General features: G+C 69.8%; 12 protein-coding genes. 6 read left to right on the forward strand and 6 right to left on the reverse strand.

Annotated elements, in window-relative coordinates; translation table 11 throughout:
• Nucleotides 1-6 precede the first annotated feature (6 nt).
• From ACFFJD_RS12725 to prpD, 4 genes are all read right to left on the reverse strand, one after another.
• Nucleotides 7-3,396 (reverse strand): pyruvate carboxylase, encoded by a 3,390-nt coding sequence (locus ACFFJD_RS12725; RefSeq protein ID WP_382364695.1) that lies wholly within the window; start codon nucleotides 3,394-3,396, stop codon nucleotides 7-9.
• A gap of 67 nt (nucleotides 3,397-3,463) precedes the next feature.
• A complete protein-coding gene (locus ACFFJD_RS12730; protein ID WP_382364697.1) occupies nucleotides 3,464-4,615 on the reverse strand; it encodes a bifunctional 2-methylcitrate synthase/citrate synthase in 1,152 nt (383 codons plus the stop codon).
• Nucleotides 4,612-5,526 (reverse strand): methylisocitrate lyase, encoded by a 915-nt coding sequence (gene prpB, locus ACFFJD_RS12735; RefSeq protein WP_382364699.1) that lies wholly within the window; start codon nucleotides 5,524-5,526, stop codon nucleotides 4,612-4,614. The genes ACFFJD_RS12730 and prpB overlap by 4 nt, the downstream gene beginning before the upstream one ends.
• On the reverse strand, nucleotides 5,526-7,028 hold the full coding sequence (gene prpD, locus ACFFJD_RS12740; protein WP_382364701.1) for a 2-methylcitrate dehydratase PrpD: 1,503 nt from the start codon (nucleotides 7,026-7,028) through the stop codon (nucleotides 5,526-5,528). The genes prpB and prpD overlap by 1 nt, the downstream gene beginning before the upstream one ends.
• A gap of 118 nt (nucleotides 7,029-7,146) precedes the next feature.
• Between prpD and ACFFJD_RS12745 the strand changes: the two genes are divergently transcribed.
• Nucleotides 7,147-8,571 carry a short-chain fatty acyl-CoA regulator family protein gene (locus ACFFJD_RS12745; protein WP_382364703.1) on the forward strand — a complete coding sequence of 475 codons (1,425 nt, stop codon included), beginning with the start codon at nucleotides 7,147-7,149 and terminating at the stop codon, nucleotides 8,569-8,571.
• Here the strand turns inward: ACFFJD_RS12745 and ACFFJD_RS12750 are convergent.
• Nucleotides 8,534-9,817 carry a PucR family transcriptional regulator gene (locus ACFFJD_RS12750; RefSeq protein ID WP_382364705.1) on the reverse strand — a complete coding sequence of 428 codons (1,284 nt, stop codon included), beginning with the start codon at nucleotides 9,815-9,817 and terminating at the stop codon, nucleotides 8,534-8,536. The two genes, ACFFJD_RS12745 and ACFFJD_RS12750, sit on opposite strands and share 38 nt — an antisense overlap.
• 144 nt (nucleotides 9,818-9,961) lie before the next feature.
• Here ACFFJD_RS12750 and ACFFJD_RS12755 point away from each other — a divergent pair, with 144 nt between their 5' ends.
• From ACFFJD_RS12755 to ACFFJD_RS12770, 4 genes are all read left to right on the forward strand, one after another.
• Nucleotides 9,962-11,461 (forward strand): flavin-containing monooxygenase, encoded by a 1,500-nt coding sequence (locus ACFFJD_RS12755; RefSeq protein WP_382364859.1) that lies wholly within the window; start codon nucleotides 9,962-9,964, stop codon nucleotides 11,459-11,461.
• 107 nt (nucleotides 11,462-11,568) lie between these two features.
• Complete coding sequence (locus ACFFJD_RS12760; protein ID WP_382364707.1) at nucleotides 11,569-13,083, forward strand: acyl-CoA synthetase; 1,515 nt, start codon at nucleotides 11,569-11,571, stop codon at nucleotides 13,081-13,083.
• A gap of 41 nt (nucleotides 13,084-13,124) precedes the next feature.
• Nucleotides 13,125-14,663: a sodium/proline symporter PutP gene (gene putP, locus ACFFJD_RS12765; RefSeq protein ID WP_382364709.1), complete on the forward strand. Its 1,539-nt coding sequence runs from the start codon at nucleotides 13,125-13,127 to the stop codon at nucleotides 14,661-14,663.
• Between the two features lie 185 nt (nucleotides 14,664-14,848).
• The gene (locus ACFFJD_RS12770) at nucleotides 14,849-15,799 is read left to right on the forward strand and encodes a type IV toxin-antitoxin system AbiEi family antitoxin (RefSeq protein ID WP_382364711.1); all 951 of its coding nucleotides are present in this window, start codon (nucleotides 14,849-14,851) and stop codon (nucleotides 15,797-15,799) included.
• Nucleotides 15,800-15,895: 96 nt separating this feature from the next.
• Here ACFFJD_RS12770 and ACFFJD_RS12775 read toward each other — a convergent pair whose 3' ends face one another.
• Nucleotides 15,896-17,119 (reverse strand): acyl-CoA dehydrogenase family protein, encoded by a 1,224-nt coding sequence (locus ACFFJD_RS12775; protein ID WP_382364713.1) that lies wholly within the window; start codon nucleotides 17,117-17,119, stop codon nucleotides 15,896-15,898.
• A 57-nt stretch (nucleotides 17,120-17,176) separates the two neighbouring features.
• Here ACFFJD_RS12775 and ACFFJD_RS12780 point away from each other — a divergent pair, with 57 nt between their 5' ends.
• The gene (locus tag ACFFJD_RS12780) at nucleotides 17,177-18,439 is read left to right on the forward strand and encodes a serine hydrolase (RefSeq protein ID WP_382364715.1); all 1,263 of its coding nucleotides are present in this window, start codon (nucleotides 17,177-17,179) and stop codon (nucleotides 18,437-18,439) included.
• Nucleotides 18,440-18,472: the final 33 nt, after the last annotated feature.

Raw genomic sequence — 18,472 nt, forward strand, 5'->3', positions numbered from 1 at the left:
GGCGGCTCACTCGAACTCGACCAGCAGATCGCCCGCCCCCACCTCGGTGGCCGGACCGACGGTCACCCGCCGCACCACGCCCCCGGCCGGGGCGGTGATCGACGCCTCCATCTTCATCGCTTCGATGGTGCCGATCACCCCGCCGGGCTCCACCCGCTCGCCCACCGCGACGGCCACGGTGACCACCCCGGAGAACGGTGCCCCCACCTGCGCCGGATTGTCCTTGTCGGCGCGCTCGCGCACCTGCGTGGACACATCGGCGCTGCGATCGAGCACCGGCACCGGACGCAGTTCGCCGTTGAGCGTGCACATCACCGTGCGCACCCCGGCGGCGTCGGGCTCGGACACCGCCTCCAGCCGAATCAGCAGGTCCACGCCCTCGCGCAGCCGGACCCGGTGCTCGAGGCCCTGCTGCAGCCCGTAGAAGAACTGGTAGGCGGCCAACCGCGAGGTGTCGCCGTATTCGGCCACGTGCGCCTGATATTCGGCGGTGGGACCGGGGAAGAGCAACCGGTTCAGGGTGTCGCGGCGCTGCTGCCCGGGCGTCCGCAGCGCGGCGGAGTCCTGCGCCGACAGCTCCTGGTCGGACTGCTCCACGCTGCGCCCGGCCAGCACCTGCGCGCGCAGCGGCTCGGGCCAGCCCGCGGCGGGCTCCCCGAGCTCGCCGGCCAGGAAGCCGACCACCGAATCCGGGATGTCGTAGGCGGTCGGGTCGGCGGCGAAATCATCGGCGGAGATGCCCTGCGCCACGAAGGCCAGCGCCAGGTCGCCGACCACCTTCGAGGACGGGGTCACCTTGACCGGCCGGCCCAGCAGCCGGTTGGCCCCGGCGTAGGCCGTCTCGACGGCCTCGAACCGGTCGCCCACACCGATCGAGATAGCCTGCTGCCGCAGATTGGACAGCTGACCGCCGGGGATCTCATGGTCGTAGACGCGGCCGGTGGGCGCGGGCACGCCGGATTCGAAGCACCCGTACATGCGCCGCAACGACTCCCAGTACGGCTCCAGGGACATCACCTTGCCCAGGTCCAGCCCGGTGTCGTAGTCGGTGTGAGCGGCCGCGGCGACGATGGCCGACAGCGACGGCTGGCTGGTGGTCCCCGACAGCGGTGCGCTGGCCCCGTCGACGGCGTCCGCACCGGCCTCCCAGGCCGCCAGGTAGGTGGCCAGCTGACCGCCCGGCGTGTCGTGGGTGTGCACGTGGATCGGCAGGTCGAACTCCTTGCGCAGCGCGCCGACCAGGGTCCGCGCCGCCGCGGGCCGCAGCAGCCCGGCCATGTCCTTGATGGCCAGGACGTGCGCGCCGGCGTCGACGATCTGCTCGGCCAGCGTCAGGTAGTAGTCCAGCGTGTACAGGTCCTCGGCCGGGTCGGCCAGATCACCGGTGTAGCTCAGCGCCACCTCGGCCACCGTGGTGCCGGTCGCGAGCACCGCGTCGATGGCCGGCCGCATGGCGTCGACGCTGTTGAGGGCGTCGAAGATGCGGAAGATGTCCACGCCGGTGCGCGCGGCCTCCTCGACGAAGGCGGCGGTCACCTCCGTCGGATACGGGGTGTAGCCGACGGTGTTCTTCCCGCGCAGCAGCATCTGCAGGCAGATGTTCGGCATGGCCGCCCGGATCCGCGCCAGGCGCTCCCACGGGTCCTCCTTGAGGAAGCGCAGGGCCACGTCGAAGGTCGCCCCGCCCCAGCACTCCACCGACAGCAGTTCCGGGGTCTGCGCGGCCACGTAGGGCGCCACCGACACCAGGCCGCTGGTGCGTACGCGGGTCGCGAGCAGCGACTGGTGCGCATCCCGGAAGGTCGTGTCGGTCACCGCGAGCGCCTTCTGCTCCCGCAGCGCCTTCGCGAAACCCTTGGGCCCCAAGGCCTCCAGCCGCTGCTTGGAACCGGCGGGAGGATTCGCCAACAGTTCCGGGGCCAGCTCCGGCAGCTTGGTGTGCGGGTGCACGGCCGTCGGCACCACCCCGTGCGGGCGGTGCACGGTGACATCGGCCAGGTAGTTCAGCAGGCGCGAGCCCCGCTCGGACGATCGGATGGCGGTGAGCAGCTCCGGTCGTTCGTCGATGAACGAGGTGGTGATGGCGCCGGCCCGGAAGTCCGGATCGGCCAGCACCGCGCTGAGATAGTCGATGTTGGTGTGCACGCCGCGGATCTTGAACTCGGCGAGCGCCCGCTGCGCCCGGGTCACCGCCGTCGGGAAGTCTCGGCCGCGGCAGGTCAGCTTCACCAGCATCGAGTCGAAGTAGCCGGTGATCTCCGAGCCGAGTGCGGCCGCCCCGTCGAGCCGGACGCCGGTGCCGCCGGGCGCGCGGTAGACGTTGATACTGCCGGTGTCCGGGCGGAAACCGTCGGCCGGGTTCTCGGTGGTGATGCGGCACTGCAGGGCCGCGCCGTGCAGTGCGATGGTCTCCTGGGTCAGCCCGAGATCGGCCAGGGTCTCCCCCGCCGCGATCCGCAGCTGCGCCGAGACCAGGTCCACATCGGTCACCTCCTCGGTGACGGTGTGCTCCACCTGGATCCGCGGGTTCATCTCGATGAAGAAATGGCCGCCGCGCTCGTCCACCAGGAACTCGACGGTGCCCGCGCAGGAGTAGCCGATGTGTTCGGCGAACCGCACGGCGTCGTCGCAGATCCGTTGCCGCAATTGCGGATCCAGGTTCGGCGCCGGCGCGATCTCGATCACCTTCTGGTGCCGACGCTGCAGCGAGCAGTCCCGCTCGAACAGGTGCACCACATTGCCCTCGGCGTCGGCAAGGATCTGCACCTCGATGTGCCGCGGGTTCACCACCGCCTGCTCCAGGAAGACGGTCGGATTGCCGAACGCGGCCGCGGCCTCGCGGGAGGCCGCGCCGATCGCGTCGGCCAGCTCGGCCCGCTCCTCCACCCGGCGCATGCCGCGGCCGCCGCCGCCGGCCACGGCCTTGACGAAGATCGGGAAATCCATGCCCTCGGCGGCCGCGAGCAGTTCGTCGACGTCCGACGACGGCTCGCTGCCGACCAGGACCGGTAGTCCGGCCTCCCGCGCCGCCTGCACCGAGTGCTTCTTGTCCCCGGTCAGTTCCAGGACCGCCGCGCTCGGACCGACGAAGGCGATTCCGGCGTCCGCGCAGGCCGCGGCCAGTTCCGGGTTCTCCGAGGCGAAGCCGTACCCGGGGTAGATCGCATCGGCCCCGCAGTGCCGCGCCACCCGCAGGATCTCCGCCACCGACAGGTAGGCCTGCACCGGATGGCCCGGCTCGCCGATCTGGTACGACTCGTCGGCCTTGCCGCGGTGCACGCAGTTGCGATCCTCCACCGGATACACCGCGACGGTGCCCGCACCGAGCTCGTAGGCGGCACGGAACGCGCGCACCGCGATCTCGCCGCGGTTGGCCACCAGGACTTTGCCGAACATGTCATGCCTCACTGTTGGTTCGCCGGTGCCGTGCACGTGCTCCGGCCGTTAGGGAAACGGTAGGGGGTTACGCCGGTACGGGTCGCTGAATCGGCCCGTCGTAGGCCGACAGCGGCCGGATGAGCGCGTTCGAGCGCGTCTGCTCGACGATGTGGGCGGTCCAGCCGGTGATGCGACTCATCACGAACAGCGGCGTGAACATCGGAATGTCGAAGCCCATCAGGTGGTAGGCGGGCCCGGTCGGGAAGTCCAGGTTCGGCTTGATCCCGGTGCGTGCCTCCATGCCCTCGGCCAGTTCGCGGTAGATCTGCAGCCACGTCGTCGTGCCGCAGTGCTCGGACACCGCGACCAGCGAGTCGTACATGGTCGGCACGCGCGAATCGCCGTTGCGATACACGCGATGACCGAAGCCCATCACCTTCTCCTTGGCGTCGAGCTTGGCCGCCAACCAGGCCGCGGCGTTCTCGGGGGCGCCGATCTCGATCATGTCGTGCATCACCGCCTCGTTGGCGCCGCCGTGCAGCGTGCCCTTGAGCGCGCCGATCGCCGCGGTGACGGCGCTGTACAGATCCGACTGCGTCGAGGTGACCACGCGCGCGGCGAAGGTCGACGCGTTGAAGCTGTGCTCGGCGTACAGCACCATCGACGCCCGGAAGGCATCGACGATCACCGGATCGGGCACCTCCCCGAAGCACATGTTCAGGAAGTTCTCGGCGTAGTCCAGCCCGTGGTGCGGCTCGATCGGCGCCAGGCCGCGGCGCCGCCGGAAGTCGGCGGCGACGATCGTCGGCAGCACCGCGAACAGGCGCAGCGCCTTGTCCAGATTCGCCGCGACCGTCGGGACGTCCTCGTCGGGGTCCTCGCTGCCGAGGTAGCTCACCATGGTGCGCATCACGTCCATCGGGTGGCACGTCTCCGGGATCCGGTTCAGCACCGCCTGCGCCGAACGGTTCAGGCGCCGGTTGGCACGTTCTCGCTGCGAGAACAGCGCCGCCTCGGCGTGGGTGGGCAGCTCCGAATGCCACAGCAGGAAGGCCACCTCCTCGAAGCTCTTGCGCGTGGCCAGTTCCGCGGCGTCGTAGCCGCGATAGGTCAGGCTGTTGGTCTCCGGCACCACCTTGGAGACCGCCGTGGTGTCGACGACGACACCGGCCAGGCCCTTGAAGATCGGGGGGTCACTGACGATCGGGGGGTCACTGGGGATCTGGGGATCGCTCATGCGGAATCTCCTCCTGCGGTGTAGGTGAACAGCGACGAATCGAAGTCGTTGTAGTCGGCGTAACGCACCAGCTCGTAGAGCCGCTGCCGGTGCTGCATCCGGTCGACGACGCCGGCCTGCGTGCCGTCGAGTGCGATCTGTCGCAGCCCGTCCTCCACCGCGCCCATCGCCAGGCGGAGTGTGGTGACCGGGTAGATCACCGCGTTGTAGCCGAGATCGTGCAGCTCGGCCGCACTCAGCAGCGGGGACTTGCCGAACTCGGTCATGTTGGCCAGCAGCGGCGCCTCCACCGCGGCGCGGAAGCGGGCGAACTCGTCCGGGTCGGCCAGCGCCTCGGTGAAGATCAGGTCGGCACCGGCCGCGACGTAGGCGCGGGCCCGTTCGATGGCCGCGTCCAGCCCCTCCACGTCGCGCGCATCGGTGCGTGCACAGATCACGAAGTTCGGGTCGCGCCGCGCGCCGACGGCCGCGGTCAACCGCTGAATCATCTCCTCGGCCGGCACCACTTCCTTGCCGTCGAGGTGGCCGCAGCGCTTCGGGTTCACCTGATCCTCCAGGTGGCAGCCGGCCAGGCCGGCGTCCTCGAGCGCCGCGACGGTGCGGGCCGCACTCATCGGCTGCCCGAAACCGGTGTCGGCGTCGATGAGCGTGGGCAGATCCGTCGCGCGGGCGATGGCGCCGCCGCGTGCGGCGACCTCGCTCAGCGTGGTCAGGCCGATGTCGGGCAGCCCCAGGTCGGCCGAGAGCGCGGCCCCGGAGACGTAGACGCCCTCGAAGCCGAGGTCGGCCACCAGCTTGGCCACCAGCGGCGAGAACGCTCCGGGCCAGCGTTGCAGCCGAGAAGAGTTCAGCCCGGCCCGCAGCGCTGCGCGCTTGTCGGCGTCGGTGACGCCGGAGGAGAAGACGCTCATCAGAGGATGCCTTCCCCGGTGGCCGGTGCGCTCGCCAGCACGTCGTCGAGCACGCGCACGTTGAGCGCGCCGAGTTCCCCGGCCCGCAGCGACGCCAGATCGGTGGCCGCGGTCGTGAACCGCTCCTGCTCGCCCGGCGCCACCACGCCGTCGGCCATGCGGGCGAACTTGTCCAGGTACTGCGCCCGGGCGAAGGGCCGTGCGCCCAGCGGATGGGCGTCGGCGACGGCCAGTTCGTCGGTGATCACCTCGCCGTTGCGCAGAGTGATCACCGCGCGGGCGCCGAAGGCCTTCTCGGTGGGATCGGCCGAATGGTAGCGGCGGGTCCACTCCGGATCCTCGACGGTGGAGATCTTGTTCCACAGTTCGATGGTGTCGGGGCGGTTGGCGCGTTCGGGGGCGTACGAACGCTCGTGATCCCAGTCGCCGTCCTGCAGGGCCACCGCGAAGATGTACATCACCGAGTGGTCGAGCGTCTCGCGGCTGGCACTGGGATCGAACTTCTGCGGATCGCCCGAGCCGGTGCCGATGACGTAGTGCGTGTGATGGCTGGTGTGCAGGACGATCGACTCGACGTCGGCCAGATCGTCGATCCGCGAACGCATCCGGCGGGCCAGGTCGATCGGCGCCTGACTCTGGTATTCGGCCGAGTGCTCCTTGGTGTAGCTGTCGCAGATGGCCCGCTTGGGCTCACCCGGTCCGGGCAGCGGCACGGTGTAGCGCGCGTCGGGACCGCCGAGGAGCCAGGCGATCACGCCGTCCTCGCCCTCCCAGATGGGGGCGGGTGCGCCCTCGCCGCGCATGGCGCGGTCGACGGCCTCCACCGCGATCTTGCCGGCGTGCGCGGGAGCGTAGGCCTTCCAGCTGGAGATGGCGCCCTTGCGCGACTGGCGGGTGGCCGTGGTCAGGTGCAGGGCTTGGCCCACCGCCTGGTAGATCACGTCGATCTCCAACCCGAGCATGGTGCCCAGGCCCGCGGCGGCCGACGGCCCCAAGTGCGCGACGTGGTCGATCTTGTGCTCGTGCAGGCAGATGCCCCGCACCAGATCGATCTGGATCTCGTAGGCCGTGGCCAGACCGCGGATCAAGTCGTGGCCGCTGGCCCCGACGCGCTGCGCCACCGCGACGAGGGCGGGGATGTTGTCACCCGGGTGGGAGTAGTCGGCGGCCAGGAAGGTGTCGTGGAAGTCGAGTTCCCGCACGGCGACGCCGTTGGCCCAGGCCGCCCATTCCGGGGCGAACAGACCGTCGACGCCGAACACCGTGGATCCGCCGTCGAGCGGACGCGTCTGCGCCTGCCGGCGCGCCGAGGTGACCGGGCGGCGCGCCACCGACGCCGCGCTGACGGCGGCGTTGTCGATGATCCGGTTGACGATCATGTCGGCGGTGTCGGCCGGCACCTCGACCGGGTCGACGGCGACCTGCGCGATCTTGTACGCCAGGTGCTCGGTGGTCGGGAAGAGCTCGGAACTGCGTCGGGTGTAGACCTCGTGATTGATCATGTTTGCACCGTACGCAGACCCGGCAAGCGGGCGAAAGACCTGGCAAATGCGTATTTTTGCGAACTTGTCGACACTATCCTGCGAACATTGCGGACGACGCGAGGATTACCCTTGCCCCATGGCCAAGACTTACGTGGGCGCCCGACTGCGCCGACTGCGCGAGGACCGCGGCGTCAGCCAGGCGACGCTGGCCCGCCGCCTCGAACTGTCCACCAGCTACGTCAATCAGCTCGAGAACGATCAGCGGCCGATCACCGTCCCGGTGCTGCTGCGCCTGACCCGCGAGTTCGAGTTGGCACCGGACTTCTTCGCCGCCGACGGCGATGCCCGCCTCACCGCGGATCTGGCCGACATCCTGCTCGAACACGGCGAACAGTCCCCCTCGACCGCCGAGATCAGCGAATTGGTGGCCCGCATGCCGGGCGTCGGCCACACCCTGGTGGCCCTGCAGCGCCGCCTCACCGCAGCCACCACCGAACTCGACAGCGTGCGCGGCACGCTCGGTGCCGTGGCCGCCGACACCGAGACGGCCGGCGGCACCCCGTTCGAGCAGGTGCGCGACTATTTCTACGACCGCCGCAATCACGTGCCCGAACTCGACGCGGCCGCCGAGGACCTGTTCGCGCGCGCCGGCCTGCAGATCGGCGGCCTCGACCTGCAGTTGGCGCGGTTCCTCGACGCCGAGTACGGCATCGCCGTCGCGATCGTCTCGTCGGTCCCCGGCGACGCCGGTGCCGAACCTCCCAAGCGCCGCTACGACCCGGCCACCGCCACCGTCTACCTGCCCCGCCGACTCACCCCGGGCCAGCGCGCCTTCCAGCTGGCCACCCAGCTGGCCCTGCTCGGCCAGCGCGACCTGATCGACCGCTTGATCGCCGACGTGACCCCGGGCTCGGTCGCCGTCGCCCGCACCGGCCTGGCCAACTACTTCGCCGGCGCCCTGCTGCTCCCCTACACGCAGTTCGCCGCCGCGGCACGGCGCCTGCGGTACGACGTGGACCTGTTGGCCCGCGACTTCGAGGTCGGTTTCGAGACGGTCTGCCATCGCCTGTCCACGTTGCAGCGCACCGGCGACCGCGGGGTCCCGTTCATCTTCGTGCGCGTCGACAAGGCGGGGAACATCTCCAAACGCCAGTCCGCCACGGCCTTTCACTTCTCCCGGGTGGGCGGCAGCTGCCCGCTGTGGGTGGTGCACGACGCCTTCTCGATGCCGGGCCGGATTCACACCCAGCTCGCGCAGATGCCGGACGGCCGCACCTACTTCTGGTTGGCGCGCACCACCGACCCGGCGCAGCAGGGGCACCTCGCGACGCCGTCGAACTTCGTGGTCGGCCTGGGCTGCGACCTGGCCCATGCCGAAGAGCTGATCTACGCCACCGGGGTGGATCTGCGGGACCCGCGCACCGTCGTGCCGATCGGCGCGGGCTGCAAGGTGTGCCCGCGCCCGGCGTGCCCGCAACGCGCCTTCCCGCTGCTCGGCCGCCCCATCGACCACCAGGAGACGGTCAGCCCGGCGACCCCGTACGCCCCCGGCTCACCGTGACGCCCCGCCGCCGCCAGTGCGCCAATTCCAGCGCCGCGGCCACCGTGATCGCCGACTCGGCGAGCGGCACCGGCAGCAGGGACTCGGCCCGGGCCAGTCGCCGCACCACTGTGTTGCGGTGGGTGTACAGCCGCTCGGCGGTGGCCGCGGCGTTGCACCGCTGCGCGAACCAGACGCGCAGACACTCGGCGATCTCGCGATCCGCGTCGAGCAGATCGCCGAGAGTGGCGGTGAGGAATTCGTCGAGCCGGGTGTCGTCGTCGGTCAGCACATCCAGCAGCCGCAGCTCCTCGTAGCGCGCCAGCCGCTGTTCCGAGCCCATCCGACTCACCAGACGAAACGCGGTCAGTGCCTGAAAGTGGCTGCGCCGGAAGCCTTCCCGGCCCGATCCGGGTGCGCCGAGGGCCACCCGCACATCGTCGACACCGCGCAGCGCCGCCTCCACGTCGATCCGCACGGCCGGAAACCACACCCACAGTTGCGAGACGCCGGCCAGCACGGTGAGTCGGTTCGCTATGCCGTTGGCGGTCATGATCGCTTCGCAGACCGCCTCCAATCGGTCCGCCCCCAGCTCGGGCCTGCCGGAGATCACCGCGGCCAGCTGCGGCCCGTCCAACCGGTAGCCGAGCTGCGCCGCGGACCGCGCGTCCGACAGCGGTGCGCCCTCCAACAGCAGCGCCACGGCCGCGCGGCGTTGCGCGTGCGTGTCGCCGGCCAACTCCGCGCGCGCCACCTCGATCATCTCGGCGAGCGCGAACACCGTGTCGTCGACGAACCGGGCGATCGAATCCTGCGTGACCTGCATGAGCTCGCGCAGCTCCGCGGGATCGTCGGTCAGCCCGAAACAGATGCCCATCCACAGCTGCCAGACCCGGTTCTGTGCCGTGCGGAACGAGTCCAGCACCCCGGAATCGAATCCGCGACGCACCGCATCGCGGACGAAGACGGTGGTCTCCTCGGTGATGAGCACGCTCACCCGCTCCCCGGGACGGGCGGCGTTCATCGCCGCCCAGTGGGCGATGTTGCCGGCGTTGGTCCGCAGGACCACCTGCGTGAGCGCGGGGTCCTCGGTGATCATCGCCATGCCCGCACCCTGGAGTGCACTCTCGTCGAGCGCCCGCATCAGTTCCGGCGTAGGGTCCAGCACCACCTGCACGCCCCGCCGGATGAGCTGCGCGACGGCCGGGCTCACCGGCCCCGCGCGCGGCGTCAGCTGCGGCACCGGTACCCCGTCGTCGATTCCCATATGGTTGATACTGCACCAGAAGGCAACCCGTCTAGGTGCATAACGACATTGCGAAAATGTGGCGCCCACCACAATCATGGAATGAGACGACGACCGCACCACGGCTCCTCGTCGACCCGACACCTCGACCCCAAGGAAGTCCCGATGTCCACCGACACCTCCACCGACCTGCTCGACGTCCTCATCATCGGCGCCGGTATCTCCGGAATCGGGGCGGCCCACTACCTCACCGCCGAGCTGCCCGGAAAATCGTTCACCATCCTCGAGTCCCGGCACACTCCGGGCGGCACCTGGGAGCTGTTCAAGTACCCCGGCATCCGTTCGGATTCGGACCTGCACACCTTCGGTTTCGAGTTCAAGCCGTGGACCGACAATCAGGCCATCGCCGACGCACCGCGCATCCTCGACTACCTCAACGAGGCCATCGCCGACGACCGGCTCGCCGACAAGATCCAGTACCACCGCCGCGCCGTGTCGGCCGACTGGAACACCACCGAGGCGGCCTGGCACGTCACCGTGCGCCGCACCGACGACGCCGAGGCCCCGTCGGAGATCATCAAGGCGCGCTGGATCTTCGCCGGCACCGGGTACTACAACTACGACCAGGGCTTCTCGCCCGAGTTCCCCGGCCAGGAGCGCTTCACCGGACAGATCGTGCACCCGCAGCACTGGCCGGAGGATCTGGACTACCGCGGCAAGCGGGTCGTGGTGATCGGCTCGGGCGCCACCGCCGTGACCCTGGTTCCGTCGATGACCGACGAGGCCGAGCACGTCACCATGCTGCAGCGCACCCCCACCTACGTGATTCCGCTGCCCCGCGAGGACGCCCTCGCCAACGGCCTGAAGAAGGTGCTCGGTCCCGAACGCGGCTACCGGGTCAGCCGCCAGAAGAACATCCTGCAGCAGCGGCTGGTGTTCGAGCTGTGCCAGCGCTTCCCCCGCACCGCGCGCAAGGTGATCCGTCGCACCAATCAGGCCTTCCTGGGCAAGGAATTTCCGCTCGACCCGCATTTCAATCCGCCGTACAACCCCTGGGATCAGCGGCTGTGCGTCGTGCCCGACGGGGACATGTTCAGCGCCCTGCGCAGCGGCGCGGCGTCGATCGTCACCGACAACATCGCCACCTTCACCGAGAACGGGATCCTGCTCGAAAGCGGCGAGGAGCTGGCCGCCGACATCATCGTCACCGCCACCGGGCTGAACCTGCAGATGTTCGGCGGGATGACGTTCTCCCGCGACGGCGACGCGATCGACCTGACCCGGAGCGTCGCCTACCGCGGCACCATGCTGTCCGGCCTGCCGAACTTCGCGATGGCGATCGGGTACACCAACTCGTCGTGGACCCTCAAGGTCGACATGCTGTGCCAGTACCTCATGCGCGTGATGCGCCATATGGACCGAAACGGCTACACCAGCGTGGAGGCGGTGCCCGACCCGGCGATGGAGCTGCGGCCGCTGCTCGACTTCGGCGCGGGCTACGTCCAGCGGGCCGTCGACACGCTGCCCAAGCAGGGCACGGTGGACCCGTGGCGCATGTCGATGAGCGTCTACGCCGACACCCGCCTGATCCGCCGAGGCCCCGTCGACGACGAAGGTCTGGTGTACGAACGCATCGCCGCGCCGAGCCTGACGACCTCGGCCTGACCCACGCCCGGCGCCGAACGTGCCGAGTTGACCAACCCCGCTCCCCCGGAGCGGGGTTTGTCTTACCTTCAGCGGTAACAGCATTCGCAATGATTTGGAGAACACCCATGGCAGGACTCAGCTCGTGGATCACCCGGCGTGCCCAGCGCACCCCGGACGCGATCGCCCTCGTCGACGCGACCACCGGCGTCACCACCACCTACGCCCAGCTCGCCGTCAACAGCGCGCGCCGCGCAGCGGCCCTGAGCGCCCGCGGCGTCCGCCGCGGCGACCGCGTGATGCTGCTCGGCCTGAACTCCACCGCCCAGTTGGAGACGATGTTCGCCGTCGCCCGCCTGGCCGCGATCACCGTGCCGGTCAACTTCCGCCTCAGCGCCGGCGAGGTCGCCTACCTGATCTCCGACGCGGCCCCCACCGTCCTGCTGCACGACGACATGTTCGCCGACCTCGCCGCGGCCGCCGCCGAGCAGGCGCCGCGCCGGCTGGACGTGGCCCACATCGACGCCCTCGATGTGCCGGAGGAGGCCTTCGCGCCGGAGAACCCCGTGCACGCCGACGACGTCGCCATGCTGATGTACACCTCCGGCACCACCGGTAAGCCGAAGGGCGCCATGCTCACGCACGGCAACTTCGAGTGGAACGCGATCAACATGCTGGTCTCCGGCGAGGGCATGACCCCGCGCGACAAGACCCTGGCGGTGGCCCCGCTGTTCCACATCGGCGGCCTGAGCCTGTACGTCCTGCCGCTGATGTACGCCGGCGGCACCATCGTGGTGGCCCCGGCCTTCGATCCGGCGGCTACGCTCAAACTCCTTGAGGCACACCGCATCACGGTGCATTTCATGGTGCCGGCCATGTGGGATGCGATGCGTCGGGTGCCGACCTTCGACGATCACGACCTCTCGTCACTGCGGACGCTGCTGTGCGGCGGCGCCCCCTGCCCCATCCCGGTGATCGACTTCTACCAGGGCAAGGGCATGACCTTCATGGAGGGCTTCGGCATGACCGAACTGGCCCCGGCGGCCATCATCCTGGAGGCCGAGTACGTCCGGTCGCACGCGGGGTCGGTGGGTCGCCCGATCTTCCACGACGACGTACGCATCGTCGACGGTGACGACAAGGACGTGCCGACCGGCGAGGTGGGCGAACTCCTGCTGGCCGGGCCGAACGTCTTCGCCGGCTACTGGGGACTGCCGGAGGTGACCGCCCACGACATGCGCGGCGGATGGTTCCACTCCGGCGATCTGGCCCGGATGGATGCCGACGGCTTCATCACCCTGGTCGACCGCAAGAAGGACATGATCGTCACCGGCGGCGAGAACGTGTACCCGATCGAGGTGGAGCAGGTGCTGCTGCAGCACCCGGACGTCGAGGACGCCGCCGTGATCGGCCTGCCCGATGAGAAGTGGGGCGAGGGCGTCACGGCGGTGGTGTCGGTACGCGCGGAGGCCTCGGTCTCGGCCGACGACCTGCTCGCGTTCTGCCGCGACCGCATCGCGCACTTCAAGAGTCCGCGCCGGATCGAGTTCCTCGACGTGCTGCCGCGCAATGCCACCGGCAAGCTCCTCAAGCGGACCCTGCGCGAGCAGTTCGGCTCCGACGGGTCGGCCGTGACCCGCTAGGGTCGGCGTCCGCGTTCTGGACCAACCAGTAGGGAGAGCCGATGTCGGTGGCTTCGGACGGATTCGGCTGGCAGTTGGCGGCGGTGATGGTCTATTTCGCCGCCATGCTCGGCATCGGCTACTACGCCTACCGCAAGACCAAGAACGAGTTGGACAGCTACATGCTGGCCGACCGCGGCCTCAAGCCGTGGGTGGCGGCGCTGTCGGCGGGCGCCTCGGACATGTCCGGGTGGCTGCTGATGGGGCTGCCCGGAGCCATCTATCTCAACGGTCTGGTCGAGTCGTGGATCTTCATCGGGTTGATCATCGGCGCGTGGCTGAACTGGAAGTTCGTGGCACCGCGACTGCGGGCGTACACCGAGGTGGCCGACGACGCCATCACCATCCCCAGCTTCCTCGGTAAACGCCTGCACGACCGCACGCACGCGGTGCGGATCACCTGCGGCGTGATCATCCTGGTGTTCTTCACCTTCTACGTCTCCAGCGGCATGGTGGCCTCCGGCAAGTTCTTCGAGGCCTCGTTCGAGGTCGACTACGTGGCCGGCATGCTGATCGTCGCCGGTGTCACCATGCTGTACACCCTGTTCGGCGGATTCCTGGGCGCCTCCCTCACCGACGTCGCCCAGGGCGTGCTGGTGGTGATCGCCCTGCTGGCGGTGCCGATCATCGGTGTCATCGAACTCGGCGGCGTCGGCGCGACCGTCGACGCCATCAACACCGTCGACGCCGACCGCCTGTCGATGATCTCCGGAGGCAGCGCGCTGGCGATCATCTCGGCGGCGGCGTGGGGCCTCGGGTACTTCGGTCAGCCGCACATCATCGTGCGGTTCATGGCGCTGCGATCCCCGTCGGATGCGCCGGTGGCCCGTCGCATCGGCATCGGCTGGATGGTGCTGTGCGGCCTCGGCGCGGTGGGCACCGCCCTGGTCGGCATCGCCTACTACGGTGTGGCGCTGGAGGCCGACAACAAGGCCGAGACGGTCTTCCTGGCGCTCTCGCAGGTCCTGTTCCACCCGTTCATCGCGGGCCTGGTGCTGGCGGCGGTGCTGGCCGCCATCATGTCGACCATCTCCTCGCAGCTGATCGTCTGCTCGTCGGCCCTGGTGGAGGACCTGTACAAACTGGTCGCGGTCAAGGCCGGGTGGCGCGAGCTGGCACCGGCCACCTATGTGCGCCTGGGCCGCCTCGGCGTGCTCGCGGTCGCGGTGATCGCGATGCTCCTGGCGCTCTCCCCGTCCAGCAGCATCTTGGCGCTGGTGGCCTTCGCCTGGGCGGGCTTCGGCTCCGCCTTCGGTCCGGTGGTCATCATGTCGCTGTACTGGCGTCGACTCACCACCGCCGGGGCGCTGGCCGGCATCGTCACCGGCGCCGTCGTGGCCTTCGTGTGGGGGCAGACCTCGCTGCACGAGCACCTCTACGAGATCATCCCCGGCTTCCTCGCCGGCCTGATCGCGATCGTCGTGGTGAGCCTGCTGACCCGCCGCGACGACGTCGAGCAGGTCGACGCCGAGTTCGACGCGGCCGTCGAGCTCTCCGGTGGACGCCGCGGCAAGGAGCACCCGGTCGCGCTCACCCCCTGACCGCCCCTTCCCGATTGACCACTCCGTTCCCGATTGACCATTCCGCTCCCGCGCACCTTCTGAACCGCCGCGGGAGCGGAATCGTCAATCGGGAAGGCCGGGGCGCCTGTGGATGACGGGGACGAGGGTTCCACAGCAGGGCGCGGAGGGGGAACCGGAGGACCCCTCGCGTGCGTCCAAAGAGCATGGAACTGCCACACGACGACCACGGCCTCATCCGCCGCAGCCGCGCCCTCGACACCGGGCACACCGACGAGGAACTGACCGGGCTCCTCGCCGACGGCGTGCTGCTGCGCGTCGTGCGCGGTGTCTACGTCGCCGCCGATCGGGTCCCGGCCCAGACCCGGCAGGCCGACCTCTATCGACTGCGATGTCTGGCGACGGCGACCGCACCCGGCAACACCGTGGTCCTCAGCCACCAATCGGCCGCGGCGGTACTCGGCCTGGAACTCCTCGCGCCCGACCGGACGCGCGTCCACGTGACCAATGGCTTCGGCGAGGGCGGACGGGTGGAACGCCTGCGGCACGTCCACGCCGCGCCGCTCGACGGCACCTGCGTGCGCCGCGCGGGTGTGGCACTGACCGGCGTGGCGCGCACGGCGGTCGACGTCGCGGTCACCGGGTCCTTCGCACAGGCCCTGACCGTCTTCGACTCCGCGCTCCGGATCGGGGTGACCCGCGACGAGCTGACGGCGGCACTGGGCGCACGCCGTCGGCGCGCGATCGCCCGCGCACGGCACGCCCTGACCCTGGCCGACGGCCGCGCCGCCAACCCCGGCGAGTCGTGGAGCCGGGCACAGATGATCCAGGCCGGTCTGCCGCTGCCGATGCTGCAGCGGCGACTCACCCTGGACGACGATCTCGGCGAGGCCTACACCGACTTCAACTGGGACGACGTTCTCGTCGGCGAATTCGACGGCGCCGCCAAGTATCGCGAGCACCTGCGCGAGGGCGAGTCCGCGGCCGACGTCGTCCTGCGGGAGAAGGCACGCGAGAACGCCCTGCGCGATCTCGGCTTCGAGGTGGTCCGGTGGGACTGGCCCGACCTCGAAGCGGGCGCGATGATCCCCCGCCTCACCCGGCGGATGTCCCGCGCCGGCCTCCTGCCTCCGGCACCGGCCCGGATTCCCGATTGACGAATCCGTTCCCGCGCACCTTCTGCAGGTGCGCGGGAACGGAGTCGTCAATCGGGAGCGGAGTCGTCAATCGGGAACGACGACTCGGCGCTCGCGTCAGCCGTTGAGCAGGCCCTTGGCGACGTGGGTCACCTGGATCTCGTTGGAGCCGGCGTAGATCATCAGCGACTTCGCATCGCGCGCCAGCTGCTCGACGCGGTACTCGGCCATGTAGCCGTTGCCGCCGAACAGCTGCACGGCCTCCATCGCCACCTCGGTGGCCGCGCGCGAGGAGTACAGCTTCATCGCCGACGCCTGCGCCAGGGTCGGCGGCTTGCCGGCCTGCGACGCCTCGATCGCGGTGAACAGCATGTTCTGCACGTTCAGTCGGGCGATCTCCATCTCGGCCAGCTTCAACTGGATCAGCTGGAACTTGGCGATCTCGCTGCCCCACAGGGTGCGGGTCTTGGCGTAGTCCAGCGACAAGCGCAGGCACTCGTTGATGATGCCCAGGCTCAGTGCCGCGATGCCGATGCGCTCGGCGGTGAAGCCCGCCTTGGCGCTGTCGCCGCCACGCTTGTCCGAGCCGGTGTCCTCGGTCTCGCCCAGCAGGCGGTCCTTGGACAGCCGCACGTTGTCGAAGAACAGCTCACCGGTGGGCGAGCTCATCATGCCCATCTTCTTGAACGCCGGGCCCTGGGTGAGGCCCTCCATGCCGGTGTCGAGCACAAAGGTCAGCACCTTGCGCTCGCGCATCGGGGTGCCGTCGCCCTCGTCGAGCTTGGCGAAGACGACGATGGTGTCGGCGTACGGACCGTTGGTGATGAAGGTCTTATTGCCCTTGAGGATGTAGTCCTCGCCGTCGCGGCGCACGGTGGTCTTCATGCCGCCGAGCGCATCCGAGCCGCTGTCGGGCTCGGTGATGGCCCACGCGCCGATCTTCTCCATGGTGACCAGACCGGGCAGCCAGCGGCGCTTCTGCGCCAGGGTGCCGCGGCTGCGGATGGTCGAGACGGTCAGACCCATCGACACGCCCATCGAGCCGATCAGGCCCAGCGCCACCCCGGCCATCTCCATGTTCAAGATCATGAACATCGGATTGGCCAGCGTCGTGGAGCCGCCGCTGGACTTCTTCTCCCCGGCCTCCTCGGCGGCGAGTTCCTTCTCCAGGTTCTCCGCCGCCATGGTGTCCATCCCGAAGGCGGCCAGCATCTTGCGGGTGATGTCGAACGGAGGCAGCACACCGGTCTCGAGCTCGTCGATGTGCGGGCGCACCTCCTTCTCGATGAACGCGCGCACGGCATCGCGCACCATCAGATCTTCTTCAGACCACTCGAACAACTCAGACCTCCGGGCTAGAACACGTTCTACTTAGGTTCTGACAGTAGCGTGAACACGGTGAAGGCGATAGACCAGGAGTGGCCGGGCCGCGTCCATGCCCCGGACAGCCTCGACCCCGACCGTCTCGACGCGCTCACCGACATCGGGGACGAGGCCGGGTCGTCGGCCGATCGGCAAGGCGCCGAACGGATCTGGGCCGCGGCCCGGCACTGGTATCAGGCCGGAACGCAGCCGGGGATCGCGGTGTGCGTGCGTCGTCGCGGCGAGGTGATCCTCGACCGGGCCATCGGCCATGCCCGCGGCAACGGACCCGATGACGAGCCGTCGGCGATCAAGGTGCCGCTGCGCACCGACACCCCGGTCTGCGTGTTCTCCGCGGCCAAGGCGATGGCGGCGACGGTGCTGCACCTGCTGATCGAGCGCGGCGACCTGCGCCTTGACACCCGCGTCGACGATCTGCTGCCCGGCTATCGCGCACACGGCAAGGGACGCACCACGGTCGATCATGTGCTGACGCACCGCGCGGGCGTGCCGATCCCCACCGGCCCGCGACCGGATCTGCGCCGCAGCGAGGACAGCGAATACACCCGGGCCATGCTGGCCGACCTGCGGCCGATCTACCCGCCGGGCGCGGTGCACTTCTATCACGCCCTCACCTGGGGGCCGCTGGTGCGCGAGATCGTCGCCGCCGCCACCGGTTCGAGCATCCGCGACATCCTGGACGCGGAGATCTTGGCGCCCTTGGGATTTCGCTGGACCAACTTCGGGGTGTCGACCGACGACGTCGCGCGGGTCGCGCCCAGCTACGTGACCGGACCGCCGAACTCGGCCGCCGTGGACGCCGCGTTCACCAGGGTGATCGGCGGCTCGATGGCCCAGATCGTCCCGATGGCCAACAAGGCGCCCTTCCTCACCGGCGTGGTGCCCTCCTCCAACGCCGTGTCCACCGCCCACGAACTGTCCCGCTTCGCCCAGCTCCTGCTCGACGGCGGCGAACTCGACGGTGTGCGGGTGCTGTGGCCGTCGACGCTGCGCGCAGCGACCCGACCGCGCCGTCGACTGCGCCCGGACGTGGCGACCGGCGGCGTCCCGCTGCGCTGGGGCACCGGGTACATGCTCGGCTCCCGACGCTTCGGGCCGTTCGGCCGCGACGCACCGGCCGCGTTCGGGCACACCGGCCTCACCCAGATCGCGATGTGGGCCGACCCGGAGCGGGACCTGGCCGCCGCGGTGATCTCCACCGGAAAACCGAGCGGGCACCCCGAAGCCGGGCGCTACGCCGCCCTGCTGGACACCGTCAACGCCGCCCTCGCCCGCTGACCGCCCGACCGGTGTCGGACCCGTGCGGTTGAA

The sequence above is a fragment of the Gordonia phosphorivorans genome, from assembly GCF_042432625.1.
GTDB lineage: Bacteria > Actinomycetota > Actinomycetes > Mycobacteriales > Mycobacteriaceae > Gordonia > Gordonia phosphorivorans.

Coding starts and splice junctions, on each gene's coding strand:
- ACFFJD_RS12725 (WP_382364695.1), bottom strand. CDS start 3,396: ATGTTCGGCAAAGTCCTGGTGGCCAACCGCGGCGAGATCGCGGTGCGC.
- ACFFJD_RS12730 (WP_382364697.1), bottom strand. CDS start 4,615: ATGAGCGATCCCCAGATCCCCAGTGACCCCCCGATCGTCAGTGACCCC.
- prpB (WP_382364699.1), bottom strand. CDS start 5,526: ATGAGCGTCTTCTCCTCCGGCGTCACCGACGCCGACAAGCGCGCAGCG.
- prpD (WP_382364701.1), bottom strand. CDS start 7,028: ATGATCAATCACGAGGTCTACACCCGACGCAGTTCCGAGCTCTTCCCG.
- ACFFJD_RS12745 (WP_382364703.1), top strand. CDS start 7,147: ATGGCCAAGACTTACGTGGGCGCCCGACTGCGCCGACTGCGCGAGGAC.
- ACFFJD_RS12750 (WP_382364705.1), bottom strand. CDS start 9,817: ATGGGAATCGACGACGGGGTACCGGTGCCGCAGCTGACGCCGCGCGCG.
- ACFFJD_RS12755 (WP_382364859.1), top strand. CDS start 9,962: ATGTCCACCGACACCTCCACCGACCTGCTCGACGTCCTCATCATCGGC.
- ACFFJD_RS12760 (WP_382364707.1), top strand. CDS start 11,569: ATGGCAGGACTCAGCTCGTGGATCACCCGGCGTGCCCAGCGCACCCCG.
- putP (WP_382364709.1), top strand. CDS start 13,125: ATGTCGGTGGCTTCGGACGGATTCGGCTGGCAGTTGGCGGCGGTGATG.
- ACFFJD_RS12770 (WP_382364711.1), top strand. CDS start 14,849: ATGGAACTGCCACACGACGACCACGGCCTCATCCGCCGCAGCCGCGCC.